Source organism: Massilia sp. ZL223 (genome assembly GCF_018119395.1).
Taxonomy (GTDB): domain Bacteria; phylum Pseudomonadota; class Gammaproteobacteria; order Burkholderiales; family Burkholderiaceae_D; genus Telluria.
Genome location: NZ_JAGPWD010000003.1, coordinates 130246 through 155736, shown reverse-complemented (window position 1 = coordinate 155736; position 25491 = coordinate 130246). Strand labels below are relative to the sequence as shown.

At 68.2% G+C, this 25491-nt stretch carries 21 protein-coding genes; 7 read left to right on the top strand and 14 right to left on the bottom strand.

Features of this window, described 5'->3' with window-relative positions:
- Nucleotides 1-34 precede the first annotated feature (34 nt).
- Both KBW95_RS03535 and KBW95_RS03530 read left to right on the top strand, forming a co-directional pair.
- A complete protein-coding gene (locus KBW95_RS03535) occupies nt 35-1474 on the top strand; it encodes a PLP-dependent aminotransferase family protein (protein WP_229429516.1) in 1440 nt (479 codons plus the stop codon).
- Nucleotides 1475-1482: 8 nt separating this feature from the next.
- Nucleotides 1483-2103, top strand: a complete 621-nt coding sequence (locus KBW95_RS03530; RefSeq protein WP_211523698.1) for a TetR/AcrR family transcriptional regulator — start codon at nt 1483-1485, stop codon at nt 2101-2103.
- Here the strand turns inward: KBW95_RS03530 and KBW95_RS03525 are convergent.
- Nucleotides 2100-3212 (bottom strand): 6-phosphofructokinase, encoded by a 1113-nt coding sequence (locus KBW95_RS03525; protein WP_211527496.1) that lies wholly within the window; start codon nt 3210-3212, stop codon nt 2100-2102. The genes KBW95_RS03530 and KBW95_RS03525 overlap by 4 nt on opposite strands.
- A 3-nt stretch (nt 3213-3215) precedes the next feature.
- Complete coding sequence (locus KBW95_RS03520; protein ID WP_211527495.1) at nt 3216-3653, bottom strand: universal stress protein; 438 nt, start codon at nt 3651-3653, stop codon at nt 3216-3218.
- A gap of 318 nt (nt 3654-3971) precedes the next feature.
- Here KBW95_RS03520 and KBW95_RS03515 point away from each other — a divergent pair, with 318 nt between their 5' ends.
- Nucleotides 3972-4400 carry a hypothetical protein gene (locus KBW95_RS03515; protein WP_211523701.1) on the top strand — a complete coding sequence of 143 codons (429 nt, stop codon included), beginning with the start codon at nt 3972-3974 and terminating at the stop codon, nt 4398-4400.
- A gap of 52 nt (nt 4401-4452) precedes the next feature.
- On the opposite strand, the gene KBW95_RS03510 is transcribed toward KBW95_RS03515, so the two are convergent.
- The 3 genes from KBW95_RS03510 to KBW95_RS03500 form a co-directional block, all read right to left on the bottom strand.
- Nucleotides 4453-5898 (bottom strand): sorbosone dehydrogenase family protein, encoded by a 1446-nt coding sequence (locus KBW95_RS03510; RefSeq protein WP_211527494.1) that lies wholly within the window; start codon nt 5896-5898, stop codon nt 4453-4455.
- A gap of 124 nt (nt 5899-6022) precedes the next feature.
- The gene (locus KBW95_RS03505) at nt 6023-7012 is read right to left on the bottom strand and encodes a peptide-N-glycosidase F-related protein (protein ID WP_211527493.1); all 990 of its coding nucleotides are present in this window, start codon (nt 7010-7012) and stop codon (nt 6023-6025) included.
- Between the two features lie 172 nt (nt 7013-7184).
- Nucleotides 7185-9404 carry an NADP-dependent malic enzyme gene (locus KBW95_RS03500; protein WP_211527492.1) on the bottom strand — a complete coding sequence of 740 codons (2220 nt, stop codon included), beginning with the start codon at nt 9402-9404 and terminating at the stop codon, nt 7185-7187.
- A 292-nt stretch (nt 9405-9696) separates the two neighbouring features.
- Between KBW95_RS03500 and KBW95_RS03495 the strand changes: the two genes are divergently transcribed.
- Nucleotides 9697-10437, top strand: coding sequence for an ABC transporter substrate-binding protein (locus tag KBW95_RS03495; protein WP_211527491.1), 741 nt, complete (start codon nt 9697-9699; stop codon nt 10435-10437).
- A 4-nt stretch (nt 10438-10441) separates the two neighbouring features.
- Here KBW95_RS03495 and KBW95_RS03490 read toward each other — a convergent pair whose 3' ends face one another.
- A complete protein-coding gene (locus KBW95_RS03490; RefSeq protein WP_229429536.1) occupies nt 10442-10738 on the bottom strand; it encodes a LysR substrate-binding domain-containing protein in 297 nt (98 codons plus the stop codon).
- Here KBW95_RS03490 and KBW95_RS03485 point away from each other — a divergent pair.
- A complete protein-coding gene (locus tag KBW95_RS03485; RefSeq protein ID WP_211527546.1) occupies nt 10665-10874 on the top strand; it encodes a hypothetical protein in 210 nt (69 codons plus the stop codon). The genes KBW95_RS03490 and KBW95_RS03485 overlap by 74 nt on opposite strands.
- Nucleotides 10875-10914: 40 nt before the next feature.
- Here the strand turns inward: KBW95_RS03485 and KBW95_RS03480 are convergent, their stop codons facing one another.
- Nucleotides 10915-11451, bottom strand: coding sequence for a carboxymuconolactone decarboxylase family protein (locus tag KBW95_RS03480; RefSeq protein ID WP_211527490.1), 537 nt, complete (start codon nt 11449-11451; stop codon nt 10915-10917).
- Between the two features lie 129 nt (nt 11452-11580).
- Here KBW95_RS03480 and KBW95_RS03475 point away from each other — a divergent pair, with 129 nt between their 5' ends.
- Nucleotides 11581-12540 carry an AraC family transcriptional regulator gene (locus KBW95_RS03475; protein WP_211527489.1) on the top strand — a complete coding sequence of 320 codons (960 nt, stop codon included), beginning with the start codon at nt 11581-11583 and terminating at the stop codon, nt 12538-12540.
- Here KBW95_RS03475 and KBW95_RS03470 read toward each other — a convergent pair.
- From KBW95_RS03470 to KBW95_RS03455, 4 genes are all read right to left on the bottom strand, one after another.
- The gene (locus KBW95_RS03470; RefSeq protein WP_211527488.1) at nt 12488-13915 is read right to left on the bottom strand and encodes a TIGR00341 family protein; all 1428 of its coding nucleotides are present in this window, start codon (nt 13913-13915) and stop codon (nt 12488-12490) included. The genes KBW95_RS03475 and KBW95_RS03470 overlap by 53 nt on opposite strands.
- 121 nt (nt 13916-14036) lie before the next feature.
- On the bottom strand, nt 14037-15101 hold the full coding sequence (locus tag KBW95_RS03465) for a mechanosensitive ion channel family protein (protein WP_211527487.1): 1065 nt from the start codon (nt 15099-15101) through the stop codon (nt 14037-14039).
- A gap of 12 nt (nt 15102-15113) precedes the next feature.
- Nucleotides 15114-17426: a glucosylglycerol-phosphate synthase gene (ggpS, locus tag KBW95_RS03460; RefSeq protein ID WP_211527486.1), complete on the bottom strand. Its 2313-nt coding sequence runs from the start codon at nt 17424-17426 to the stop codon at nt 15114-15116.
- A 248-nt stretch (nt 17427-17674) separates the two neighbouring features.
- Nucleotides 17675-19000 (bottom strand): chloride channel protein, encoded by a 1326-nt coding sequence (locus KBW95_RS03455; RefSeq protein ID WP_211527485.1) that lies wholly within the window; start codon nt 18998-19000, stop codon nt 17675-17677.
- A gap of 261 nt (nt 19001-19261) precedes the next feature.
- Here KBW95_RS03455 and KBW95_RS03450 point away from each other — a divergent pair, with 261 nt between their 5' ends.
- The gene (locus tag KBW95_RS03450; RefSeq protein WP_229429515.1) at nt 19262-21205 is read left to right on the top strand and encodes a sigma-54-dependent Fis family transcriptional regulator; all 1944 of its coding nucleotides are present in this window, start codon (nt 19262-19264) and stop codon (nt 21203-21205) included.
- 5 nt (nt 21206-21210) lie between these two features.
- On the opposite strand, the gene KBW95_RS03445 is transcribed toward KBW95_RS03450, so the two are convergent.
- The 3 genes from KBW95_RS03445 to KBW95_RS03435 are packed head-to-tail and all read right to left on the bottom strand — an operon-like array spanning nt 21211 to nt 25439.
- Nucleotides 21211-22194: an FAD:protein FMN transferase gene (locus KBW95_RS03445; RefSeq protein WP_211527484.1), complete on the bottom strand. Its 984-nt coding sequence runs from the start codon at nt 22192-22194 to the stop codon at nt 21211-21213.
- 14 nt (nt 22195-22208) lie between these two features.
- Nucleotides 22209-24278, bottom strand: a complete 2070-nt coding sequence (locus KBW95_RS03440; RefSeq protein WP_211527483.1) for a 4Fe-4S binding protein — start codon at nt 24276-24278, stop codon at nt 22209-22211.
- Between the two features lie 12 nt (nt 24279-24290).
- Nucleotides 24291-25439: a porin gene (locus KBW95_RS03435; RefSeq protein WP_211527482.1), complete on the bottom strand. Its 1149-nt coding sequence runs from the start codon at nt 25437-25439 to the stop codon at nt 24291-24293.
- Between the last annotated feature and the right edge of the window lie 52 nt (nt 25440-25491).

Below are 25491 nucleotides of genomic sequence, written 5' to 3'. Positions count from 1 at the left end.
CGAGCGGAGCGCGATGATGGAAGAAGCGGTGTTGATGGAAGATGTCTCATGCAAGCACAAAGGCGCGGCCTGGCCGCAGCTCGACATTGACCGAGGCAAGCGCGGCGGCCTGGTCGACCAGATCGTGGCGGCCATCTCGGCGATGGTAAGCGAAGGCCAACTGGGCGCCGGGACCAAAATGCCCTCGGTTAGACAATTCGCAAAGTACAACGCGGTCAGCACCTTCACCGTGGTCGAAGCCTACGAGCGCCTGCACCAGCTCGGCCTGTTGTCCTCGCGCCGCGGTTCGGGCTTCTTCGTCGCGCGCCCACAACCCCAGCCCGCCCCGGTGCCGTCGCAGCCCGGCCTGGTGTCCGAGATCGACGCCCTCGCCCCCGACCTGTATTCCGGCCAGGCGGAAGCCCTGCCGGTCGGCGCCGGCTGGCTGCCGCCCGAGTGGTACGGCGAAAACACCATCCTCGACGCCGTGCGCCACGCGATGAAGATCCCGGCCGGCCGCCTGCGCGGCTATGGCCACCCGCTCGGCTTCCCGGCCCTGCGCCAGCAGCTCGCCGCCAGCCTGAGCAGCGAGCTGTTCCCGGTCGACGCCGACCAGATCCTGCTCACCCATGGCGCCACCCACGCGTTCGACCTGGTGCTGCGCACGCTGACCCGCCCCGGCGACGTGGTCTTCGTGGAAGACCCCGGCTACAGCAACCTGCTGGCCCTGATCCGCCACCACGGCTGCGTCCCGGTCGGCGTCCATCGCGGCGCCCAGGGCCTCGACCTCGACGAACTCGCGCGCCAGGCGGGCGAGCACCACCCCAAGCTCATGTTCGTCAACACCGTGCTGCAGAACCCCCTCGGCACCTCGCTCACCCAGCGCCAGGCCCACCATCTGCTGGGCCTGGCCGAGCAGTTCGACTTCTGGCTGGTGGAAGACGATATCTACCGCGAACTCGCCCTGCCCGGAGAAGCTTCGCTGGCGGCGATGGACGGCTTGCGCCGCGTGATCCGGGTCGGCAGCTTTTCCAAGACCCTGTCGCCGGTATTGCGGGTGGGCTCGCTGTGCGCATCGGCCTCGCTGCTGCCGGAACTGCTGCGCGTGAAAATGGTGGCCGGGCTGACGACTTCCGAGATCAACGAGCGCGCCGTGCTCGACGCCATCGGCACGCGCGGCTACCGGCGCATGGTCGAACGCCTCGCGCGCCAGCTGGCCGATGCGCGGGAACGCACCCTTGAATCCTTGCGCGGCGTCGGCATGGCGCCCCTGGCCCAGCCGCGCGGCGGCATGTTCGTCAGCGCCGGATGGCTCGATGCGCCCATTGCCACGCGCAACGGGCGCGGCATCGCCGACGCCGCCCTCAAGGCCGGCATCCTGCTCGCGCCGGGCGAGTTCTTCACCCAGCGCCAGCCCCAGGGCATCTGGTTCCGCTTCAACGCGGCCTATGCGGACGACGAACGGCTGCTGGCCTTCCTGCGCACCCAGCGCTGAGGATCGACATGGATATCAACGTCAAACGCCGCGACAAGCTCGAGACCACGATCCTCGCCGCCGCCACCCGGTTGTTCGCCGAACGCGGCTTCGAAGGCACGAGCATCGCCGCCGTGGCCGAGCATGCCGGCATCTCGAAGCAGAACCTGCTCTACTACTTCCCCGCCAAGCAGGACCTGTACCGGCGCGTGCTCGACGACGTGCTCGACGACTGGCTGGAGCGCATGCAGCACCTGGCCGAGGCCGAAGGCGCGCCCGCGGATGTGCTGCGCGCCTATGTCGCGGCCAAGCTGCGCTTCTCGCGCGAGCAGCCCTGGGCCTCGCGCGTGTATGCGATGGAAGTCATCGGCGGCGCCAAGTTCTACGGGGAGCAGATCCGCGAACGCGTGGTGCCGCTGCTGCGCCGGGATATCGAAGTGTTCGAGCGCTGGATCCGCGAGGGCCGCATCGCGCCGGTGAACGCGACCCACCTGCTGTTCGCGCTGTGGGCGATGACCCAGTCCTATGCCGACTTCGCCGCCCAGATGGCGCTGGTGCTGGACCGGGACGAACTGGCGGCGGCCGATTTCGAGGACGCCGAGCGCACCATCGGCGACCTGGCGGTGCGGGCCGTAACAAGCACGCGCTAGCGGTCGCCGAGGCAGATGCCGAGATCGCGCGCCGTGCGCACCGTGTCGCCGTCGAGCGGCACGCGCTTGGTGCGGCCGGCCACCTCGGCCAGCGGCGCGGTGCCGATCTCGTGCTCGCCCAGGGTCACCATTACGCCCGATTGCCCAGCCGCCAGCGCCCTCACCGCCGCCGCGCCGAAGCGCGCGGCGATCACGCGGTCGACGGCGGACGGGCTGCCGCCGCGCAGCAGGTGGCCCAGCACCACGCTGCGGCACTCCTTGCCGGTACGCTCGGCCAGCCGCGCCTCGACCCAGGCGCCGATGCCGCCCAGGCGCTCGGCGTGCCCCGCTTCGGCCGCCGCCTGCACCACGCGCTGGCCGCCCAGCGGCTGGGCGCCTTCGGCCGCCACCACGATGGCGTGATGCCGTCCGCGCGCATCTCGCCGCCGCACCGCATCCGCGACGGCGTCGATATCGAAGTCGAGTTCGGGCAGCAGGATCGCGTGCGCGCCGGCCGCCATCCCCGCGTGCAGCGCGATCCAGCCGGCGTAGCGCCCCATCACCTCGACCACCATCACGCGGTGCTGGCTGTCCGCGGTCGTATGCAGGCGGTCGATGCATTCGGTGGCGAAGCCGGCCGCGGTGTCGAAGCCGAAGGTCTGGATGGTGCAATCGAGGTCATTGTCGATGGTCTTGGGCACGCCCACCACCCGCACGCCCTTGCGCTCCAGGGCCGCGGCGATTTCCATCGAACCGTCCCCGCCCACGACGATGAGCGCGTCGAAGCCGCGCCGGCGCAGCAAGGCCGCCAGCTCGCCACTGCGGTCTTCCTCCGCCAGGCTGCCGTCAGTGCGCCGCGTCGGATAGCGCAACGGATTGCCCCGGTTGGTGCTGCCGAGGATGGTGCCGCCGAGATGGCCGATGCCGTGCACATGGTCGGCCAACAGTTGCGGCACCGGCTCGCCGAGGCAGAGTTCGGGCGCCAGCAGGCCGTTGAAGCCGTCGCGGATGCCGTAGCACTCCCAGCCCAGGCGGTCGGCCGCCAGCACGGCCGCGCGGATCACTGCATTCAGCCCGGGGGCGTCGCCCCCGCCGGTGACAATGGCCAGGCGCCGGATGAGCGACCCCATGGCCTAGCGGTGCACCAGGACCGGAATCGCGCTGTGGACCAGCACTTTATGCGTCTCGCTGCCAAGCAGCAGGCCCTTGATGCCATGGTAGCCGTGGGACGCCATCACGATCAGGTCGCAGCCGCGCTCGCGCGCGGTGGCGATGATGGCTTCGTACGGACTGTCCGCCACCACCCGCAGGCTGGTCGCGGGCACGCCGGCATCGCGTGCGGCGGCGGCGGCCTCGTCCAGCAGGCGCTGCGCCCGCGCGGCGCTGGCCGCTTCATAGGTTTCAGGAGTCTGTTCCAGCATCTCGGCGCTGACGCTGAAGGTATGGAAGGCCGGCGTGGCCGTCATGGCGACCACCTCGGCCCCGACGCTCCTGGCGAAATCAATGCCGGCCTGGACGGCGCGCCCGGACGCCTCGGAACCGTCGGTCGGCAGAAGTATGCGCTTGTACATATCATTCTCCCTTGCGGGCAGCGATGCCCTTTTCTCCAGCATATGCGGTCGCGCAGAATACGCAAGGCCCATCCGTATCGAGTTCATCGGTCGATCGTGATCCGTAATTCCGGGGACCTGCACGTTTCCTGTGTCATATCCCTTTGATCTGAGCGCTGGGCGCTCAAGATCGTTTCGTGATACCCAACGGATAACGCTTGTGCCTGGCGGCCACCGCCTTAGACTGGGAGTAGCGCTACTGGCGAAGACCAGGGTGCGAAGCATGCCCGAAGGCGTCCTGCGCCATGAAGGCCAATTCAAGTCTTGAAGGAGCACATCATGCGTACCCGTTACCTCGCAGTCCCTGTCTGCCTGCTGCTGATGGCCGATGCAGGAGCCCAGTCAGGAAAACTACCGTATCCCGCCATATCGCCAAGCTCGACCGTGCAAGTGACGGCGACGGCGCCCACCTACCGGATCCAGTCCGACGAGCAGGACCGGGTGGCCGGCCGCTATGCCATGTCGAATGGCTGGCGCATGCAGATCGAACCGACCGGGAACGGCATCGAAGCGCGCATCGACAGGCGCCGCCCGATCCAGCTGGTGGCCCAATCGGCCGACCGCTTCGTCTCCCCCGACGGCAATGTGACCATGGAGTTCAACCGCGGCGCCCACGGCGACGACATGCTGATGAGCTATGTGCCCGAATCGAGCGATCCGCGCCTGGCCCAGGTCATCGTCATCAAGGCGACCATGGCGCAACGGTGAGCAACCGGACCGGCGCCCTTACGCCGCCGGTCCGTAGCCGGGCCAGCGCGCCTCAGCGCCGCGCCCGTACGAACTTCATGACCACCCCTGTCGTGCCGAGCAGTGTCCCGGTGCCGTTGGCCAGCAGGTAGAGTTCACCGCGCTGGTCCTGGGCGAAACCGAGCATCGCCAGGTCGAAGGGATTCCGGTTGACCGGAGTCAGGTTCTCGACCCGGTTGTTCCTGCCAAGTACAAACAGATGGCCTTGCGGCGTCGGCCCGCCCCTGCCCGAGTAATCGCCGAATACATACTGCCCTTTCAGCTGCTGAATCCGGTTGCCCCGATAGACGTAGCCGCCGATGACGGCGACACGGCTCGGCGGCGCGCCGGCGCCGTCGGCGTGGTCGTACTGGGCGATCGGATCGATCAGGCCAGCCGGCAGGCCGGGACTATCGGCATGGACGAAGCCCGGCGCATCCGGGCCGCCGGTGTCGAACAGGAAGGTCCCTTCCTTGATCCGCCAGCCATAGTTGCCGCCGGCCGTCACGACATCGACTTCCTCGACCTGGTTCTGGCCGACGTCGCCCACGATCAGGCGTCCCATCGGGTCGAAGGACATCCGGAACGGATTGCGGAAACCATAGGCGAAGATCTCGTCGGCGCCGTCGCGGTTGACGAAGGGGTTGTCGGCCGGGATGCCGTACCTGCCGTTGGCCGCATTGCGTCCCAGCGGGTCGATGCGCAGGATCTTGCCGAGCACATTGCCCGGCGCCAGGCTCTGCGCATTGCCGCCGGGGACATGGCCCACGCCCTCGTCGTCGCCTGCGCCGCCGTCGCCGAGCGAGATGTACAGCATCTGGTCGGGACCGAAGGCGATCGCGCCGCCGTTGTGGTTGAACTGGGGCTTGTCGATACGCATCAGTTCGCGTGCGCTGCCCAGGTCGACTGGGCTGTTGCGCCGGCCGGGACGCTGGACCCGCCATTCGGTCACCACGCTCTGGCAATTCGGCGCCGCGCCCGCCGGCATCGTGCTGAAGTCGGCCGCGCCCTTCACCGGCTGGGAGGTGAAGGTATAGAACAGGCCGTTGAAGCGGAATTGCGGATGGAAGGCGATGCCGAGCAGTCCGCGTTCGTCGTATTTGCCCGGTCCCAGTCCCAGCGGGCTCACCAGCAGGCTGCGTACGTCGAGAAACTGTTCGGGCTGGCGCGAGCCGACGTCGTCGTCGTCGTCGTCGTCGTCGCCATCCTCGGCCCGGTTGGCGATGTGGACGCGCCACACGAGGCCGATCTGGTCGGCCACGTACAGGTGGCGGCGGTCGCCCGGCGCGACGGCGGCGGCCACCGGGGAGACCAGGCCGGAGACGACCGTTTCCAGGGCGACCCTGGCGTGGCTCTGCGCCAACTGGCCCGGTATCGGATCGGCCAGTGGGGCCGGCGCCTGGGCGCCGGCGGCGGTGGCGGTGGCGACCATGCCGGCCAGCGCCGGCATCAATATGCGGAACATCGTGCTTGGCTTCATGACGTGCCCTTTCCTTGGCCGGACGGCCGTTGACTAGACCGACGGTTAATGCCTCGTGGGTCCGGAAAGGTTCATCGTTGACCATCGCCGGACGGGCCGGCGATGGTCCCGCGCGCAGACAGTGTTACTGGTAGCCGATCAGTACCGCGCTGACGTTGTAGAACGGCATGGTGTGGCCGTTATTGTCATAGGTCTGCTGCTGGTTGACGTAGGGCGGCTTGCCGTAGTCGACCTGGTAGTGGAAAGTCACCTGGCTGCCGGGCGCGGGCAAGTTGGGCGCGAGGTCCGCACTCAGCCACGGCTGTACGACGCCGCCCGGGCACCAGCCCGCACGGGAATAGGTATAAGTCCCTTTTTGCGGACTCACGGTCGAGGTCGCGCAATCGGTGCGCCAGATGCGGGCATTCAGGGTCGACGGATGCTTCGCCCAGGTGATGGCGTGGTTGTTGTCGTAGAACTCGGCGGCGTTATAGGCGTCGCCCTGGCCGTGGCCAGTCACCAGGGTGCGGATCTTGAATTTGCTCGCGTTGGCGGGCAAGGTCACGGTCTTGTCGGGCACCGCCGGGAGGCTGCCTGCGGTGGCCGCCGACTTGCCGTATTCGGCTTGCGAGGCGCCGTTGAAGGCGGCGTCATTCCAGAGCGGCACCACCGCGACCGGCCTGGGCTCCGGCGTCCCGGTGACCACGGAATAGCTCCAGTTGGCGATCCAGCCCTTGGGCGCGCCTTCCCAGATATCGATCGTCACGCGCATCGGGACCTTGCTCCGCCCTGCGAAGATCGGCTGCAGGTCAGTCACGTCGAAGCTGTACGTGGCCGGCACGCCGTAGGGAGTGATGAAGCGCGCCACATGGATCCAGTTCCCGTCGGGCTGCTTCAGCTCCACGAAGCCCTGCACGTCCCACGAACCGCATTTGCCGGCGCTCGGGCAGGCCAGGTCCAGGTTGATCACGGCACGCTTGAAGCTGTCCGCGCCCGCGAACGCCGTGCCCGTATCGAAAACGACGGTGCGCTGGGACGAGTTGAATTCGTTCCATGCGGTCTGCGCCATGGCGCCCGGCGCCGCCGTCAACATCAATGCGCCCGCGATGCTTCGCCATTGCCGTGAAATCAGCATATCCGCTCCCTTTTTTCTAGTGGTCATGTGCTCCAGGATGAGCTGCGGAACTTATACAGAGGAGGACGTCCCGGTTCTACACAATTCCGTTTTTCGGGCAAGGTTTAGCAGGATTTAGTAAAAAAACGGGCCCTGAACGGGCCCGTATCTGCTGCGCGAGGAGGCGGACTGCTTACGCCGCCTGCTCTCCATTGCCGATGTCGGCCGCCGCGAGCGCCGTCATGTTGACGATCCGGCGCACGGTCGCGCTCGGGCTCAGGATGTGCACCGGCTTGGCGGCGCCGAGCAGGATCGGGCCCACCGTCACGCCCTTGCCCGCCGTGACCTTGAGCACGTTGAACAGGATGTTGGCCGCATCGACCGAGGGCATCACCAGCAGGTTGGCGCTGCCGGCGAAGCCATCCTCGATCTTGTAGATCGAGCGGATGTCTTCCGACAGCGCGGCATCGCCGTGGATTTCGCCGATCACCGACAGTTCCGGCGCCGCTTCCTTCAGCAGCGCGCTCGCTTCGCGCATGCGGCGCGCCGACGGGCGCTCGGAAGAACCCAGCGAGGAATGCGACAGCAGGGCCAGTTTCGGCTCCAGGCCGAACTGGCGCACTTCGGCCGCCGCCAGGCGCGCGATCTCCGCCAGTTCGGCGCTTGATGGCTGGTCGTTCACATAGGTGTCGGTGATGAACAGCGTGTACTTGTCGAGCACCAGCGCATTCATGGCCGCCAGCACGCCCACACCCGGAGCGGTGCCGATCTCGTTCTGCACGTGCACCAGGTGGCTGTCGTAGCTGCCCCGCATGCCGCAGATCAGCCCATCGACCTGGCCCGACTTCAGCAGGCGCGTGCCCTGCAGGGTCGTGTCGCCCTCGGCGTCGACCAGCGTGTAGTCGGCATCGCGCTTGAGGCGCAGGCCGGCTTCCTTGATCGCGCGCTCGACCTTGTCCGCCTGGCCGATCAGCACCGGCTTGGCGAGGCCTTCGTCGACCACGGTCTGGACCGCGCGCAGCACGCGCACGTCGGCGCTTTCCGCGTAGGCGATCTTGCGCAAGGTGGCGCGGGCCTTGTTGAACACCGGTTTCATGAAGAAGCCGGTGTGGTAGATCATCTGGGCCAGCTTGTCGCGGTAGGCCGCCATGTCCTCGATCGGACGGGCCGCCACGCCCGACGCGGCGGCCGCTTCGGCCACGCGCGGCGCGATCGCCGCCAGCAGGCGCGGATCGAAAGGCTTGGGGATGATGTAGTCGGGACCGAAGCTCAGGTCCTGGCCTTCGTAGGCCGAGGCCACCACGTCGCTGGCTTCCGCTTCGGCCATCTCGGCGATGGCGGTCACGCAGGCCAGCTTCATCTCGTCGGTGATGCGGGTCGCGCCGCAATCGAGGGCGCCGCGGAAGATGTAGGGGAAGCACAGCACGTTGTTGACCTGGTTCGGGTAGTCCGAACGGCCGGTGGCGACGATGCAGTCGGGACGCGCCGCTTTCGCGACCTCCGGACGGATTTCCGGTTCCGGGTTGGCCAGCGCCAGGATCACCGGCTGCGCGGCCATGGTCTTGACCATCTCGCCGGTCAGCACGCCCGCCGTCGAGCAGCCCAGGAAGACGTCGGCGCCATCGACGATGTCGGCCAGGGTACGGGCCTGGGTGTCCTGCGCGTAGCGCGCCTTGTTGGCTTCCATGTTGGCTTCACGGCCGACATGGATCACGCCGCGCGAATCGGTGACATAGATGTTTTCGCGCTTCACGCCCAGCAGCACCATCATGTCCAGGCAGGCGATCGCCGCCGCGCCGGCGCCGGAAGCGGCCAGCTTGATCTGGCCGATGTCCTTGCCGACCACTTTCAGCGCGTTGAGCAGCGCGGCCGTGGAGATGATCGCGGTGCCGTGCTGGTCGTCGTGGAAGACGGGGATGTTCATGCGCTCGCGCAGCTGCTTCTCGATGTAGAAGCATTCGGGCGCCTTGATGTCTTCCAGGTTGATGCCGCCCACGGTCGGCTCCAGCATGGCGATGGCCTCGACCAGCTTGTCCGGATCGTTCTCCGCCAGTTCCAGGTCGAACACGTCGACCCCGGCGAACTTCTTGAACAGGCAGCCCTTGCCTTCCATGACCGGCTTGGAGGCCAGCGGGCCGATATTGCCCAGGCCCAGCACGGCCGTGCCGTTGCTGATCACGGCCACCAGGTTGCCGCGCGAGGTGTAGTCGGCGGCGGTGTTCGGGTCGGCGGCGATTTCTTCGCAGGCGTAGGCCACGCCCGGCGAATAGGCGAGCGACAGGTCGCGCTGGTTCGACAAGGGTTTGGTGGCGACCACTTCGATCTTCCCGCGCACGGGGCTGCGGTGGTATTCGAGGGCGTCGGCGCGGAGCTGGGTATCTGCGACTTCGTTAAGACTGGATTCTGTGCTCATAGCGTTTTCTGATGTGTGGATGGGGAATTCGGTTGCGATTCGCCTCGAATCGCTCGTGCATGGCATGGTGTTGCAGATGCGCTCCAGGCTCGTTTACTGGTGCAGCTGAACAGCTTGGATATGCCGGAGAGATAACCGGCATTCATTGATCGACCCACCGGTATGGCGGCATCGGTCTTGCGCTATACCTGACAGATTACCAAAAGAGCGGACACTGCTGTCAACAGCGATGCATTTTTCTCAAAGTTGATACTGATACACTGGAGACCACCTTCGACACACGACCAATGCCATGACCCTGAATCCTTCGATCCAAGCAGCCTTCACTCCAAGCGGCAAGCTGCGCGCCGCGATCAACCTGGGCAACCCCATCCTCGCCTGCCGTGACGCGGCGGGCCAGGCCCGCGGCGTATCGGTCGACCTGGCAACCGAGTTCGCCCGGCTGCTCGATACGGAACTGGAACTGGTGGTCGTGGACACCGCCGGCAAATCGGTGGATGTCGTGGTGGCGGAGAACGCCGATATCGGTTTCTTCGCCGTCGATCCCGTACGCGGCGAGCACATTGCCTTCACCGCGCCCTACGTGCTGATCGAAGGCTGCTACATGGTGAAGCAGGAGTCGCCGATCCGCGCCAACGAACAGGTCGACGATGCCGCCCACCGTGTGGTCGTCGGCAAAGGCAGCGCCTACGATCTGTACCTGACGCGCAGCCTGCGGCATGCGCGCATCGTGCATGCCCCGAGCTCGCCTGCGGTGGTCGATACCTTCCTGCAAGAAGGAGCGGAAGTTGCGGCTGGCGTCAAACAGCAGCTCGAAGCGGATGCCCAGCGCCTGGGCGGCCTGCGCCTGCTGGACGGACGCTTCATGGTGATCCAGCAAGCGATGGGTACGCCGAAAAGCCGCGGGGATGAAGCGGCGGCCTTCCTGGCGCAGTTCGTCGAAGCCATGAAGGCGAGCGGATTCGTGGCCGATGCGCTGCAGCGGCACGGCATCCAGGGCGCCTCGGTCGCGCCCCCGGCCCCGGCCCTGTGATGGACTAGCCCTGCCCGTCCAGGAAGGACGCACCCTTCTCCCGCACCAGGGCCGAGATCCGCTGCATGACGGGCGAGATATACCCTGCCTTCCGGTAGGTCAGCCCCAGCCTGCGCTTCATGGTCGTCTCGGGCAGCTCGACTTCGCGCAGGCGGGTCCGGCCCGAGCGCAGGTTATAGCGCGTCACGAAGCCGAGCAGATGGGTCTTCTCGACGATCGGCAGCACCATGTTCAGCACGTTCGATTCGATCTGGACCCGCGGCCGCGCCAGGCCGTGGCGCTCGAAGGCCTGGTCCAGCATCCGGCGGCTGGCCCTGCTGTGCGCGACCGCCCTGCTGGTGGTGTTGGTGGTGCTGGTGGTGCTGGTGGTGCTGGTGGCGCTGGTGGCGCTGGTGGCGGTGAAGAAGAAGCGCACCGAAGCGTTCCAGGAAAAGTGATCGCAGCACCCGGCGGCCGCGCGGCCGCCGGACGCGCTGTTCAGTTCACCGCCGGGAAGTCGACGACCGTATCGTTGACCCGGTTGAGCAGGTTGGTGAAGGTGATCCCGGCCACCGCCAGCAGGATGTCGACCACCTGGGCATCGCTGTAGCCCGCCGCCCTCACCTCCTCGAGCACCGCTGCCGGCACGGTGCCGGCGCTGCCAGCCACCCGGCGCGCGAAGTCCGCCAGGGCATCGACGGCCGCATCGCCACTCGGGCTGCCGCTGCGGATCGCCTTGATCGCCTCGAGGCTCAGGCCGGCGCGCTTGCCCATCAGGGAGTGGGCGGCCAGGCAATAGTCGCATTCGGCGAGCGCGCTGACGGCGAGCTTGACGACTTCGATCTGCTTCGCCGACAGGCTGCCCTTGCGCAGCGCCTGGTCCAGGCCGAGGGCCGCTTCCAGCGCGGCCGGGCTGTTCGAGCCGATCGTGGCGTAGGCGTTCGGCACCACGCCGATCGAGGACTTGATGGCGGCGAACAGTTCGGCGGCGCGGCCGGTGGACTGGTCGGGCTTGACGGTATGCAGACGGGACATGGTCTTTCCTTTCAATGTGGTCAGTGAAATGCCAGGAATTGTTCTGGCATGGAAATCAGTGTAGTCTGCGAGGCTTGGATCTTGAATGCCCAAAACGGGCACTTATTTGCTCATTCGTCTCAGCCAGCCATGGATACCCTCAGCCGCCTGCTTTCGCTGTGCACCCTCAGGACCACGCTCGACATCCGCTGCAGCCTGGCGGCGCCATGGGTGCTGGACGACCCGCCGGCGGCGCCGGGGGTGGCGCCCTACCACCTGATCGTCGATGGCCATGCGGCGGTCGACGCGCCCGGCGGCGAGCGGCTCGAACTCGGCGCCGGCGACATCGTGGTCTTTCCGCATGGTGGCGCGCACCGGCTGCACGCGGGGCCCGCCGCCGAAGCGACGCCCATCCATGAGGTGCCCGGTCCCGACCTCGTGCGCTGGAAGGCGAACAGCGGGGACGGTGCGCTGACCGGGATCCTGTGCGGACAGTTCATCTTCGACGGCACTGCCCGGCGCATGCTGCAGCCTGCCCTGCCCGCAGTGATGGTGGTGCGCACTGCCGGCCGGCCGGACTTTGCCGGCCTGCATGCGCTGATGATGATGCTGCGCAGCGAGACCGATGGAGCACGTCCCGGCTCGAGCATCGTGACCGCGCAGCTGTCGGCGGCGCTGTTCGCGCTGCTGCTGCGGGCCTGGCTGGACGGGAACGCGGCCCTCCCGGGCTTGCTGGCGCTGCTGGCCGATCGCCGCCTGGGAACGGCGCTGCACAAGATGCTGGAACAGCCGGGCCATGGCTGGCTGGTCGAGGATCTGGCGCAAGCCTGCTTCATGTCGCGCGCCACCTTCGCGCGCGCCTTCCGCCAGGTGGCGGGCCAGACCCCCGCCGCGGTACTCACCCAGCTGCGCATGGCGCAGGCGGCGCTCTGGCTGGCAAGGGACAAGCGTCCCGTCGCGGATGTCGCCGAAGCGGCCGGCTACCGCTCGGAAGCGGCCTTCCACCGCGTTTTCAAGCGCAGCCAGGGGGTGGGGCCGGGCGAATTCCGCCGCAAGCCTAGCCTTTCGATGCCGGCGCCGGGCCAGTCGCCAGGGCTTCCCGGCGCATGATCTTCCCGCGGGTCGCCGACAGCACCAGCTTCGCTCCGGCGTCGCCGGTCCTGACCTTCAGCCAGTCGTGGATGCGCTTGATATCGGCGGCGCCGGGCCGGCGCCGGCAGTCGGCGCTCAGGATCGGGACCAGTGCGCCCTGCCCAGCCTCCGGCGCCACCGCGCGGCCCACCAGCACGTTGCCGCACTGCGGATACTGGGCCTCGAATTCACGCGTGACCGCCCCAGCCTGCTCCACCCATTCCTGCTGCCCGCTCAGCTGGGCCTGGAGCGCGGCGATGCGCGCATCCTTGTCCTGCAGCGCCTGCTGGTTGTTGCGCACGATGTCGGCCAGGATGTCCGCCTTCAGGCTGCGCACGTCGATCTTGTTGTCGGTCTCGGCCTGGGCCTGGTGGACCGACAGCCGCGCATCCTGCAGGCCGGCCGGCGCCAGGCGTCCTTCGATCGTCTTGATCGCGGCCGCCGGCAGGCGGGCGCCGATCAGGGTGACTTCGATGTCGCGCGTGCCGGGCACCACGTTGGTGTCGAGCACGTGGACCTGGGCCGCCCTGAATTCCCTGCGCACGAACTCGCGCGCGCGGTTCTTGAAGACTTCGTTGTCGACCAGCCTGGCCGCCAGGTAGATACTGGGCAGGCCGGTAAGCAGCACGATGGCGAGCAGCGCGCGCTTGACGTGGCGCTCCCTGCGCGGGTCGAGGAACTTGCGGTGCGGCAGGCGCAGGAACTCGATGACCACCACCGCGGCGAAGGCGATGAACACGCAGTTGATCGAGAACAGATAGAAGGCGCCGCCGAACACCGACCAGTCGCCATTGGCGAGGCCGTAGCCGGCCGTGCACAGCGGCGGCATCAGCGCGGTCGCGATGGCCACGCCGGGGATCACGTTCGATTTTTCGCGGCGGGTCTGGCCGATGATGCCCGCCAGGCCGCCGGCCAGCGCGATCAAGACGTCCCACAGGGAAGGCGTGGTGCGCGCCAGCAGCTCGGACTGGGCCTCGTCCAGCGGCGTCAGCATGAAGTACAAGGTCGAGGTCAGCAGGCTGATGCCGGCCGCGATCCCCAGGTTCACCAAGGAACGGCGCACCAGGGCGAAATCGTGAATGCCGACGCCGTAGCCGAGCCCGACGATCGGTCCCATCAGGGGCGAGACCAGCATCGCGCCGATGATCACCGCGTTCGAGTTGGTGTTCAGGCCGACCGAAGCGATCACGATCGCGAACATCAGGATCCAGGGCGTGGCGCCGCGCAGCTCCACGCCAGCGCGCAGGCTGCGGTCGATCTCGTCGTCGTCGGCCTTGTCGTCGAGCAGGCTGAAGCGGTGGGCGATGGCCTCGCGCAGGGAGGCCGTGCGGGATGTCGTCTCGGGCAGGTTCATGTCGCGGTGTTCCCTGATGGAAAGCCGAGATTTTCGCCGGGAATCTCCGTTTGTACAAATGTTTCTTGCCGCGATGCTGCCAGAGCGGCAAGCTTTGTATCCGCCTGCCGACAGCCCTTCCCTACGCCCCCGCCTCGGGCCTGGTCCCGGCCCGCGCCAGGTACACGGTCTGGGTCGGATAGGCGAAGTCGATGCCTTCCTCTGCGAAACGGTCGAACAGCGCGAGGTTGATCGCCTGCTGGATGTCCATATAGGCGCCGTAGTCCGCCGTCTGCACGATGTACACGGTCTCGAAATCGATCGAGGAAGCGCCGTAGGACTTGAAGTGCGCCCGGTCGAACCTGACCTGCGGCTGCGCTTCCACGACCTCGCGCAGGATGGCGGGAATGGCGCGCAGCTGCTGCCTGCCGATCTCGTAGGTGACGCCGATGGCGAACACGATGCGCCGGGTCTCCATGCGCTTGAAGTTGCGGATCCTGCTGCCGAGCAGGTCGCTGTTCGAGAACACCACCTGCTCCCCGCCCAGCCCGCGGATGCGGGTGGTCTTCAGGCCCACGTATTCGACCGTGCCGGAGATGTCGTCCACCGCGATGAAATCGCCCACCACGAAGGGCTTGTCGAGCACGATCGACAGCGAGGAGAACAGGTCGCCCAGCACGTTCTGCAGGGCCAGCGCGACCGCGATGCCGCCGATGCCCAGGCTGGCGACCAGGGTCGTGATGTTGACCCCGAAGTTATCGAGGATCATCAGGACGATGATCACCCAGACCGCGGTGCGGGCCACGAAGCCAAGCGCCGCGGTGGAGGTGGTGCTGGCCGCATCCTGCGCGCTGCGCCGGGTCCGGTAGTGCTGAAGCCAGCCGTGCACGCCGACGTCGCCCCAGCGCGCCACTTGCAGCAGCAGCGCCGCGATGGCCAGGCGGCTGAGGAGTGTCGTAGTTTTTTCGGGCAGGTCCAGCCAGTGCGATCCAGCATACAAGCCCAGCGCCAGCAGGAACAGCGGATGGGTGGCCGACAGCACGCCGACCGCGAGGTCGTCCAGGTAGGTGGAGGTCGCCCGCGTGAATGCGCGCAGGCGCCGCACGATCAGGCGCTTGGCGATGTGCAGCAGCAGGTAGACCGCCGCGGCGATGCCGAGGGCAATCGCCCAGGCGAGCAGGTCGTTGCCGAGTATCAGGTAGTCCATGGCGTGCTCCTCTCAGGCGGCCAGTGGTTCGGGGGCGGCTTGCAGTTCCGCTGCATCGCCGCCGGCGGCGGCGATGAAGTCCCTGCCCCAGCGCGCCACGTCGTGCTCTTCCGCGATCATGGCCATGCGCGCGGTGCGGTAGGCGCGCTCGTCCTCGCCCATGCTCAGGGCCTGGTGCAGCGAGGCCGTCATGGCGTTGGCGTCGTAGGGATTGGTCAGCAGGGCTCCGTGCAGTTCGACCGCCGCGCCGGCGAACTCCGACAGGATCAGCACACCGGAACGCGCGCTGGCCTTCTTGGCGGCGACGAATTCCTTGGCGACCAGGTTCAGGCCGTCGCGCAGCGGCGTGATCCAGGCGATGTCGCAGGCCACGTAGTGGGCCAGCACTTCCTCGAACGGCAGCGAGCGGTAGAAGTAGCGCACCGGCACCCAGTCCAGGGTCGAGAAGCGGCCGTTGATCCGCCCCACCGCCCGGTCCACTTCCACGCGCAGGCTCTCGTAGATTTCCATGCCCGGCGCGGCCGGCGTGATCACGTTCAGCAAGGTGACCTTGCCAATGTGCTCGGGATGGCGTTCCAGCAGGCGCTCGAAGGCTTGCAGTTTCTCGAGCGTGCCCTTGACATAGTCGAGGCGTTCGATCGACACGATGCCGGTCGCACCGCCCAGGTAGGCTTCGATGGCCGCGGCCTGCTCGCGCAGCGGCGCGCCGGCCACGACACGCTCGATCATGGCGACGTCGGTGCCGACCGGATGCGCGCCCAGGCCGACCCGGCGTCCACCCGCCTCGATCGCGGTAGTCATGGTATCGACGCCGAGCGCGCATCCATAGGTGAGAAAGCGCGGCGCGCACGCCACCTTGCCGCGGGCGTCCACGGGCGCATAGCTGCGCACCGCGTCGACGAAGTTCTCGACGTAGCGCGGGATATGGAAGCCCACGTAGTCGCACTGCAGCAGGCTGCCGACGATCTCGCGGCGCCAGGGCAGGATGTTGAACACGTCGCTCGAGGGGAAGGCGGTGTGGTGGAAGAAGGCGATCCGCAGGTCGGGCCGCAGCGGGCGCAGGAAGGCCGGCACCATCCACAGGTTGTAGTCGTGCACCCAGACCAGCGCCCCTTCCGCCGCCTCGCGCGCCGCCTGCTCGGCGAACAGGCGGTTCACTTCCAGGAAGCGTTCCCAGTGCGCCTGCCGGAACTCGGCCTTGTCGGGGAAGGAAAAGATGATCGGCCAGAAGGCTTCCTTCGAAAACTTCTTGTAGAAGATGTCGATGTCCTCGGCCGTCAGCGCCACCCGCGCGGCCTGCAGCAGCGGATAGCGCTCGGGATCGACCTGCACGTGGGTGGCGAAGCCTTCCGGATCGCGGCTGGCCTGCTGCGACCACGCCACCCAGGATCCCGCGCGCTCGCCGGCGAAGAAGCGCAGCAGGGTCGGGATGATGCCGTTCGGGCTGCGCGGCCGGCGGCGCCGGACGACGCCGTCCTCGAGCACTTCGTCGAAAGGCTGGCGGTGGTAGACCATCACCAGTTCCGCCCCGCCGCGCGGGGCCGGGAGCGCGGCGGGCGCTACGGCCGGCGCGATCGCGCCGTGGCGCGCGAGCCCTTCCAGGATGCCGTCGCAGCCTTCGCCGGCGGCCACGTGCACCAGCGGCCATTTGCGCACCTGTTCCACCAGCGCCGGCTCGGCGCCGCCGACCACGATGCCGCGCAGGCCGGTCTCGTACATCGACAAGTCGTTCAGCGTGTCGCCCGCGACCACCACCGTGGCGGGATCGAAGCCGGCCGCCTGGGCCAGGCGCAGCAGTGCCGGGCCCTTGCCGACGCCGCGCGGCAGCACGTCGAGGTAGCGGCCCGCCGACATCAGGAGGTCGCAATCGAGCTCCCCGACCGCCGCGCGCAGGGCCGGCGTCACATCCTCCGCGCGCGCCACGAAGGAGCAGCGCCGTTCCTGCGGCACGCTCTGGCGCACCAGGCCGGGGAAGCCGGCCAGGGCGCGCAACACGGCTTGCGAGCCGGGCCAGCGCGCGGCGATCTCGTCCTGCAGGTCGCCGACCGGGCGCAGCGCGCCGTCGACGATGGTGGCGCCGACGTCGGCGATGATGTAGTCGGGCGTGGGAATCGTCGGGTCGCTCAGCAGCGGCAGGATCGATTCGAGCCCGCGCCCTGTGACGAACACGAGCGTGGCGCCCGATTCCCTGGCGGCGAACAGCTCGCGCACCTGGCGGCGTGCAAGGACGCTGCCGGCCAGCAGTGTGCCGTCGAGATCGGTGGCGAGTACAAAGTGATGCGGATGCGGGCGAGGCGCCCATTGCGGTGGTACGGAATTGGTCATCGTCTTCGTCCTTTCAGAGCGATGCGCTCGGCGCTGCTGCGCCGACCTGGTGGGAGTGGCGGCGAAGCCGCCACAAGGCGAACACAATCGGACGCCATGCGGCGCCGTCCGATTGCCAGGAATGGAAACAAGCGAGGTGTTGCGGCTGCGCCGGAAGGAGGACTCCCTGCTCCGGCGAGCTCGTTGAATTATATCAAGTAAACATTATTTGGACAAATGTAATGTCCAAAAATGCAATTCGCACTCATTCAGCGCAGCGGCCTCGGCGGCAACTGGATCGCGGCCAGCGCCCCGTACAGCGGCGGGCTCAGCACGCGCGACACGGTGCTGGCCACGACCGCGCAGGCCATCAGGCTCAGCACCATGCTGTGGCCGTCGACCATTTCCATGACGATGATGAAGGCGGTCAACGGCGCCTGGGTGGCGGCCGCCAGGAAGCCGACCATGCCCAGCGCGATCAGGGCGGCGCCGTGGGTATAGCCGGTCAGCAGCGCGATGTCGTGGCCGAGGGCGGCGCCGATCGAGAGCGAAGGCGCGAAGATCCCCGCCGGCACGCCCGACCATGCGGTGAGCCAGGTCGCGACGAATTTGAAGAAGGTGAATGCGCCCGGCAGGCTGGCCTCGTTCTCGAGCAGGCTGCGGGTCGCCTCGTTGCCGCTGCCGTAGGTCGCGCCGCCGCTGAGCGCGCCGATCAGCGCTACCAACAGCCCGCAGCCGGCCGCGAACCACACCGGATGGCGCGCGCGCCAGCGGCTGGGCGCATCGGGCGACTGGCCGCGCAGGCAGGTCAGCAGCAGGCGCGCGAACAGGCCGCCGGCGCAGCCGCTGGCCAGGGCCGCGAGCAGGCCGGGCCACAGCAGCGCGAGCCCGATCGGCCCGGGGTGGATGACGCCGAAATGGGTGCCGTTGCCATGGACCGACACGGCGATCAGGCCGGCCAGCACGATGCCGGCGACGATCAGGCCGCTGTTCCGTTGTTCGGGCGAGCGCGACAGCTCCTCGATGGCGAACATCACCCCTGCCAGCGGCGTGTTGAAGGCGGCCGCGATCCCCGCCGCGCCCCCGGCAACGAGCAGCGAGTGGGCGCTGACGCCGCTGCCCTTCGGCAGCCAGCGGCGCGCGCCCAGCATCACCCCGGCGGCGATCTGCACCGACGGCCCCTCGCGGCCGAGCGACAGGCCGCCCAGCAGTCCTGCGGAGGTCAGGCCGATCTTCGCCATGCTGAGCCGCAAGGAGACGAGCAGCGGCCGGCGGCCTCCCGACAGCGCGGGATCGAGCGCCGCCATCACTTGCGGAATGCCGGACCCGGCCGCGCCGCGCGCATAGCGCCGGGTCGCCCAGACCACCGCCGCGCAGCACAAGGGCGTCCATGCGATCGGCAGCCACCAGGCCTGCCCTTCCAGGCCCCGGAACACTGCGAACGCCGCCTCGGCCAGCCAGGTGAAGCCCACCACGACGAGCCCGGCCAGCGCCGCCGTGCTGACGACCACGGCGCGGGTGGCCCAAAGATGCGGAGAGATGATTTCGCGCCGGAAGGCAGTGCGGACGTCGTGCTGGGAAGGATCGGGAGGCATGGTGGAGCGTCAAGGTCGCAAGCCGCTCATTATATATACATTTGTAGAAATCGAGTTTCCCTCAATGCAATCCCCACCCCGAACGTGGCATCGCATTTGCATAGCTTTCCACCAGACCATCTGAATCAGGCTTGTCCCACGAATTCCGCATAGGGGAGATGTTCCGTCCTGGTACAGGTGTTACATTATGGAACAGCGATTCCAGCACGAGAGCCCGCCCACCGGGCCGAAAGGAGACATGGAATGATGCATCGAGATCCAATGCCGGCGTCATCGGCTTCCCGCCTGGCAGCGGCCACCTGCAGCGTCGAAGGAGAAGCGACCGCCGTCATCGAAATCTCGCACCAGCGCTCGGCGGGCTACGGCCTGTGTCCGGGCGCCCGTCCCGATTTCAATCCGCTGGCGCGCAACGACCTGTCCTTCCTGCTGGAGAAGAACGCCCAGCTGCACACCCACGCGGTGCCGGCCATGGAAACGCTCTACCAGCAGATCATGAACACCCACAACATGATCCTGCTGACCGACGCCCAGGGCGTGATCCTGCACACCCTGGGGGACGCCGATTTCATCGAAAAGGCGAACCGGGTCGCGCTCTCGGCCGGCGTGGGCTGGTCGGAAGAACGCATGGGCACCAACGCGATCGGCACCGCCATCGCGGAGCGCGCGCCCTCGCTCGTGCACGCCGACCAGCACTTCCTGGCCGCCAACCACTTCCTCACCTGCTCGGCCGCGCCGATCACCGATCACCAGGGCACCGTCATCGGCGTGCTGGACGTGAGTTCCGACCGCCGCAGCTACCACAAGCACACCATGGCGCTGGTGCGCATGTCCGCGCTGATGATCGAAAACCAGCTGTTCGCGGCGAACTTCGAGCATGCGATCATCCTGCGCTTCCATACCCGCGCGGAATTCCTCGGCACCCTGATGGAAGGCATGGCGGCCTTCAGCCCGGGCGGGCGCTTCCTGGCGGCCAACCGCAACGGCCTGTTCCAGCTCGGCCTGTCCCTCCCCGCCCTGCAAACCCACACATTCAGCTCGCTCTTCGGCCTGCCCGTGTCCGCCCTGTTCGACCATTACCGCACCGCCGCGCCCGGCCTGCTCGACCTGTGCATGCACAACGGTGTGCGGGTGCGCGCACGCGCGGAACTGCGCCTGGGCAGCGGGGTGCACGCCCTCACCAGCCCGGACGAGCATGCCCAGGTCCCTGCGCCGGCTCCCCCGGCCCCGGCCAGGTCGCGGCGCCTTTCCGGCCTGCGCTACCTGAACACCGGCGACCCGCAGCTGGAAAAAGTGATCGACAAGGTCAACAAGGTGCTCGGGCGCGACATCCCGATCTTGGTCATGGGCGAGACCGGCACCGGCAAGGAACTGCTGGCCCAGGCCATCCACAACGACTCGCCGCGCTCCATGGGACCGTTCGTGGCGGTAAACTGCGCGTCGATTCCGGAAACCCTGATCGAGTCCGAGCTGTTCGGCTACGAGGACGGCGCCTTCACGGGGGCACGCAAGAAGGGCGCGACCGGCAAGATCCTGCAGGCGAACGGCGGCACCCTCTTCCTCGACGAGATCGGCGACATGCCGGTCAGCCTGCAGGCCCACCTGCTGCGCGTGCTCCAGGAACGCATGGTCACGCCGCTCGGCAGCAGCAAGTCGATCCCGGTCAATGTGGAACTGATCTGCGCCACCAACCACAACCTGCGCGAGCGCATCGCCCAGGGCCTGTTCCGCGAAGACCTCTACTACCGCCTCAACGGCCTGGTGGTGAAGCTGCCGCCGCTGCGCGACCGCACCGACCTCGAGACCGTGGTGCGCAAGATCCTGGCGACCGAATGCGAAACCCGCCAGTACGCTGTATCGGACGAGGTGCTGCGCCTGTTCCGGCGCCACAAATGGCCCGGCAACTTCCGCCAGCTGACCAACCTGCTGCGCACCGCCATCATCATGGCCGGCGACGAGCCCGAGATCGGCATCGAACACATGCCGGACGACTTCCTCGACGACATCGACAGCATGCCGGAGGAGCCGGAGGCTGCAGCGGTGCCCAGCGCCGAGCAGATGGTGGCGAACGGCGTCCAGCTCGGCGAAATGGAGCTGACCGTGATCCTCAAGTCGCTGGAAGCGCACGGCGGCAACGTGTCGGCCACGGCGCGCGCACTCGGCGTCTCGCGCAACACCATCTACCGCAAGCTGCCGCACCTGAAGTAGTTTCATCACAAGGGCTCCGGAAAACCCGGCGAGCGCCAGGCCTGGCCACGCTTGTCGATGGTCAGCACATCCACGCCGCCCAGGCGCGCCGCCAGGCTGTGGGCGCAGCGGGCGCCCATCACCATGAAGGCGGTCGACAGTCCGTCCGCCTCCAGCGCCGTGGGCGCCAGCACGGTCACGCTGGCCAGGTCCGCCGGCGAACTGCCGGTGGCGGGATCGAAGATATGGTGGTGGACGAAATCCCGCGTGAACGCGGCTTCGTAGTCGCCCGATGTCGCCACGCTGCGGCCGTCCAGGGCGAAGGACGCCGCCAGCCTGCCAGGTGCGCGCGGATCGGGCACGCCCAGCGCCCACGGCCGGTCCTGCGCCGCGCCGCTTGATGCGAACTCGCCGGTGTCGAGCAATGCATGCGCCACGCCATGCTGCCTGAGCGCGCGCAGCGCCAGGTCGGCGGCGTAGCCTTGGGCCAGGCCATTGAGCGTGATGCGCATGCCGCGCTTGCGCACCTGCACGCGCTCCGGGCTGGCCTCCACTTGCCGCCAGCCGACCAGGGCGCGGGCACGTTCGCGCTCCGCCGCCGAGGGCGGCCGCCCCTGGCCGAACGCCTGCCGGCAGGCTTCCCACAAGGGCTGGACCGTGATGTCGAAGGCGCCATTGGTCAGCTGCGACAAGTCGCGCGCATGGCGCAGTACGGCCAGCAGCTCGGGAGCCGGCGCGCCCAGCACACCGTCGCGGTTGAGGCGGAATACCTCGCTGCCCGGATCATAGATGCTCATCAGGCGCTGGATCCGCCCGACGGCCGCCAGCGCCGCATCGATCGCGCGCCGCGCCACGCGTTCATCCTCGTGGCGGACCGTGACGGCCACCGTGGTGCCGAAGGCCAGCGCCGCGCCGGTGTGGAGCCGGGTGCGCGGCGCCCTTGCCTGCGCGGTGTCTCCGAGGACGCTCGCCGACCCGAGCGCCGCCGCGATAAAGCTTCGTCTGTGCATCGCCGCCATCTCCCTCATTTTGCCGCCACCTGCAGGATGGCCACTGTCCGGCCGCGCTTCTTGTCGAGGATGCGCGGAGCGCACAGGCTGTCGCTCTCGATGATCACCACACAGTCCATGCATTGGAAACATTCGCGGTAGTCGATCCTTCCGTCCGCGCGGATCGCACCGTAGCCGCAGCGGTGGCGGCAGGTCTGGCAAGGCGCGCCGCATTCCGCGCGGCGCCTGATCCAGTCGAGCATGCGCACCCGCCCCGCCAGCGCCAGCGCCGCACCCAAGGGGCACAGGTAGCGGCAGAAGAACTTGGTCGAGACCATCGCCAGCGCCAGCAGCGCTGCCGCCCATGCGACGAAGGGCCAGGCACGGTCGAAGGCCAGCGTGACCGCCGTCTTGAAGGGCTCGATCTCCACCAGCCTGTCCGCCAGCGCCGGCGCGAACCAGGCGGCGCCCAGGATCGCGGCCAGCACCAAGTACTTGATGCGCCGCAGGCGCGCGTCGAGGACGCGGCGCACCGCAAGCTGCGGCAAGCGCAGTGCGCGGCCGAGGTGGCCCGCGAGTTCCTGCAGCGCGCCGAAGGGACACAGCCAGCCGCAAAAGGTCCCGCGTCCCCACGGCAGCAGCGACACCAGCACGAAGGCCCACAAGGCCAGCGACATCGGATCGAACAGGAGGAAGTCCAGGCCGCGCCCTGCGCGCAGCGCCTGCAGGACCCCAGTCAGGTTGACGATCGAGAGCTGGGCCTGGGCGTGATAGCCGATGAAGGCGACCGTGAATAGCAGCCACGCACCGCGCATCCAGGCGAACCGGCTCGCATTTCTTGCAAGGCGGCCGGACTGCGCCAGCGCGACGGCCAGCAGCGCGAGCGCGGCCGCCAGCACCAGCAGGTCCGGCAAGCGGCTGCGCCAGCTCGCTTGCCAGGCCGGGGACGGCGCTTCCCTAGGGTGATACAGGTGTTCCGGCAACCGGTACGCCAGCTGCAGTTCGCGCGTGATCCGTTCCGGATAGACGATGCCCTTGTTGCGCGTCACCGGCAAGCTGAAATCGAGCGGCCGTGCGGCATCCAGCCCTGCCTGGCCAATAACGCGCAGCGCCAGCACTTCCGTCACCGGCAACGCCTCCCGCAGCTTCAGGTCGAGGTCGAGGTCGCGCATCTCGATCGGCCAGCCATCCTGGCGCAGCGTTATCCGCTGGGGCACGCTGCCGCGCACGAAATCCTCGGCCAGGATGCCATGGCGGCCCGTGCTCATCACCAGCAGCGCATGGTCGCCGCTGTCGAGCCTGCCCTGGAGCCGCTTCCAGCTGGCGGCATCGAGCAGGTTGCGGCCGACCGCGGGCACCGAGGCCCAGGCCAGGTAGAGATCGATGAAGACCTCGTCCGGCCGGGCCAGCGCTTCCTGGTCCAGGCCTTCCCCGCCGCTGCCCGCGAACAGCTTCTCGGCGTCGCGGTTGAGTACGCGCAGGTGCGCGACCATGCCGGCCTCGCGCAGCGCGCGCAAGTCCATGGGCCGGAACACCGCATGGTCGATGCGCGCGACCTGGCCGGGATCGCGTCCCTGCGCGAAGCCGAGCTTGGCGCGCGCCACCTGCAAGGCGGCCGACAGCACGCTCTGGTTGACGATGCGGACCGACGCCGTGGCCTTGGACACGCCGTCGAGCCGCACCCGCCCTGCTCCGCCCGGCCCGCCCACATCGATGTTCTGCCCCAGCGAGGCGCCTTCGTACTGCGCCACGAACGCGTGCAGCGGCCCCTCTCCCAATCCCTCCATGAATACCGGCTCGTGCTGGGACAGGACCGCCACCTCGATGAAGCGGCCCTTGGGGTCGATCGCCACCAGCAGGTTGGGCGGCACGCCGGTAAAGCCGGGCACCGGCGCCAGGTCGATGGATTCGAACACATAGCCGACCAGCTCCGTCGCCGTGCCGTTCTGCTTGAACAGCGGCCAGGCCGGCACTTCGCTGGCCTTGACGCCCACCACGATCGGCGCCGGAAAGCGCCGCGCCACCTCTTCCCTGGTGAGCACGCCGGCACGCGCCGCGCCGGCAAGCAGCAGCGCCAGCAACAACAGACAGCGGAACGCGCGCATGGGAGTCGCCCGTCAGAAGAAGATGATGCCGCCCAAGGACACGCCGTTCATGCGCGCTTCCTGGCCGGCGAAGGCTTCGGAGCGCGTCTGCCCGGCTTCCGCGACCAGGGTGATGACGCTGTTGAGCGCATAGTAGGCGCCGACGGTCAGGTTCGCGTTCGAGCGCAGTCCGCCGGTGCCGGGCGCGGCCTCCTTGTTGCGGCTCTTGCCGTAGCCGATGCCCAGCTTGAGCTTGTCGGTGGCCTTGTAGGTCCCCTGCACCAGGAAGTGCGTGGTGCGCACCTCGCCCTGGTCGGCGTCGGACAGCACCCCGAGTCCCTTGCCGCTCTGGACGTTGACCAGCAGCCCCGCCGCGCCGGCATCGAAGGACGCGCCCGCTTCGACGCCGCGCATCGACAGGTCGGGCGTGCCCGAAGCCACGCCGTTGAAGCGCTGCGCCTTGGCGCCGATCCAGCCCTTGAAGCCGCCCTGGCTCATCTTGAGCTGGGCCTGGAACTGCGGCGACGAGGTCGACGAATAGGCGGAGCCGGCCACCACCGGCGTATCGGCCACGGGACTCATGACCGCGATGTCGGCAGTGAAGCCCCTGCTGGCGGGCGTGGTGTAGGCGATCTGGCCATAGGTGCCGAGATAGCTGTACCCCGCGCCGATGTGGCCGAGCGCGACGCGGCCGCGCTGGGTCGCCTGCACCGGTGCGCCGGCGCCGACCAGGGTCATGTCGCCAAGGATCGCATGGCTGCCGAAGATGCCGTAGTCCCGGCCCAGCTTGAAGGTGCCCAGGTCCGCGCGGCCGAAGGTGAAAAAGGCCTGGCGCACGTCGACCGTACTGTTCTGCGCGATCGCGCTGTCGGTGGCGGTGGCGGCGTAGATGCCGACCAGTGCCTTCACGTCGAAACCGCCCTGCTGCGACGACGCCGATGCGATCAGGGCGTTGGGCAGCAGGCCGTTGCCGATGGTGGTGCGGCTGTCCTCGCCGCCGCAGCCGAGGCCCTGGCCGGCCAGCGCCAGGCCGCCGACCGCATCGCCCTTGCAATCCACCGCGGTGGCGTAGGCGTTGACGATGCCGCCGACCGACACGGTCCATTCGCCGGCCTTGATGTCGACCGCCAGTGCAGGCTGGATGCATGCCGACAGTGCGGCCAGTACGCAGATCTTCTTCATGTGTGTCTCCTCGCATTGTTTTTTGTGGGTGTGGGCATCTGGTGATGCACAT

Coding starts and splice junctions, on each gene's coding strand:
- KBW95_RS03455 (WP_211527485.1), bottom strand. CDS start 19,000: ATGCCTCCCGATCCTTCCCAGCACGACGTCCGCACTGCCTTCCGGCGC.
- KBW95_RS03470 (WP_211527488.1), bottom strand. CDS start 13,915: ATGAACCTGCCCGAGACGACATCCCGCACGGCCTCCCTGCGCGAGGCC.
- KBW95_RS03475 (WP_211527489.1), top strand. CDS start 11,581: ATGGATACCCTCAGCCGCCTGCTTTCGCTGTGCACCCTCAGGACCACG.
- KBW95_RS03490 (WP_229429536.1), bottom strand. CDS start 10,738: ATGCTGGACCAGGCCTTCGAGCGCCACGGCCTGGCGCGGCCGCGGGTC.
- KBW95_RS03530 (WP_211523698.1), top strand. CDS start 1,483: ATGGATATCAACGTCAAACGCCGCGACAAGCTCGAGACCACGATCCTC.
- KBW95_RS03440 (WP_211527483.1), bottom strand. CDS start 24,278: ATGCGCGCGTTCCGCTGTCTGTTGTTGCTGGCGCTGCTGCTTGCCGGC.
- KBW95_RS03445 (WP_211527484.1), bottom strand. CDS start 22,194: ATGCACAGACGAAGCTTTATCGCGGCGGCGCTCGGGTCGGCGAGCGTC.
- KBW95_RS03505 (WP_211527493.1), bottom strand. CDS start 7,012: ATGCTGATTTCACGGCAATGGCGAAGCATCGCGGGCGCATTGATGTTG.
- ggpS (WP_211527486.1), bottom strand. CDS start 17,426: ATGACCAATTCCGTACCACCGCAATGGGCGCCTCGCCCGCATCCGCAT.
- KBW95_RS03510 (WP_211527494.1), bottom strand. CDS start 5,898: ATGAAGCCAAGCACGATGTTCCGCATATTGATGCCGGCGCTGGCCGGC.
- KBW95_RS03450 (WP_229429515.1), top strand. CDS start 19,262: ATGCCGGCGTCATCGGCTTCCCGCCTGGCAGCGGCCACCTGCAGCGTC.
- KBW95_RS03500 (WP_211527492.1), bottom strand. CDS start 9,404: ATGAGCACAGAATCCAGTCTTAACGAAGTCGCAGATACCCAGCTCCGC.
- KBW95_RS03515 (WP_211523701.1), top strand. CDS start 3,972: ATGCGTACCCGTTACCTCGCAGTCCCTGTCTGCCTGCTGCTGATGGCC.
- KBW95_RS03465 (WP_211527487.1), bottom strand. CDS start 15,101: ATGGACTACCTGATACTCGGCAACGACCTGCTCGCCTGGGCGATTGCC.
- KBW95_RS03535 (WP_229429516.1), top strand. CDS start 35: ATGGAAGATGTCTCATGCAAGCACAAAGGCGCGGCCTGGCCGCAGCTC.
- KBW95_RS03435 (WP_211527482.1), bottom strand. CDS start 25,439: ATGAAGAAGATCTGCGTACTGGCCGCACTGTCGGCATGCATCCAGCCT.
- KBW95_RS03525 (WP_211527496.1), bottom strand. CDS start 3,212: ATGGGGTCGCTCATCCGGCGCCTGGCCATTGTCACCGGCGGGGGCGAC.
- KBW95_RS03495 (WP_211527491.1), top strand. CDS start 9,697: ATGACCCTGAATCCTTCGATCCAAGCAGCCTTCACTCCAAGCGGCAAG.
- KBW95_RS03485 (WP_211527546.1), top strand. CDS start 10,665: ATGTTCAGCACGTTCGATTCGATCTGGACCCGCGGCCGCGCCAGGCCG.
- KBW95_RS03520 (WP_211527495.1), bottom strand. CDS start 3,653: ATGTACAAGCGCATACTTCTGCCGACCGACGGTTCCGAGGCGTCCGGG.
- KBW95_RS03480 (WP_211527490.1), bottom strand. CDS start 11,451: ATGTCCCGTCTGCATACCGTCAAGCCCGACCAGTCCACCGGCCGCGCC.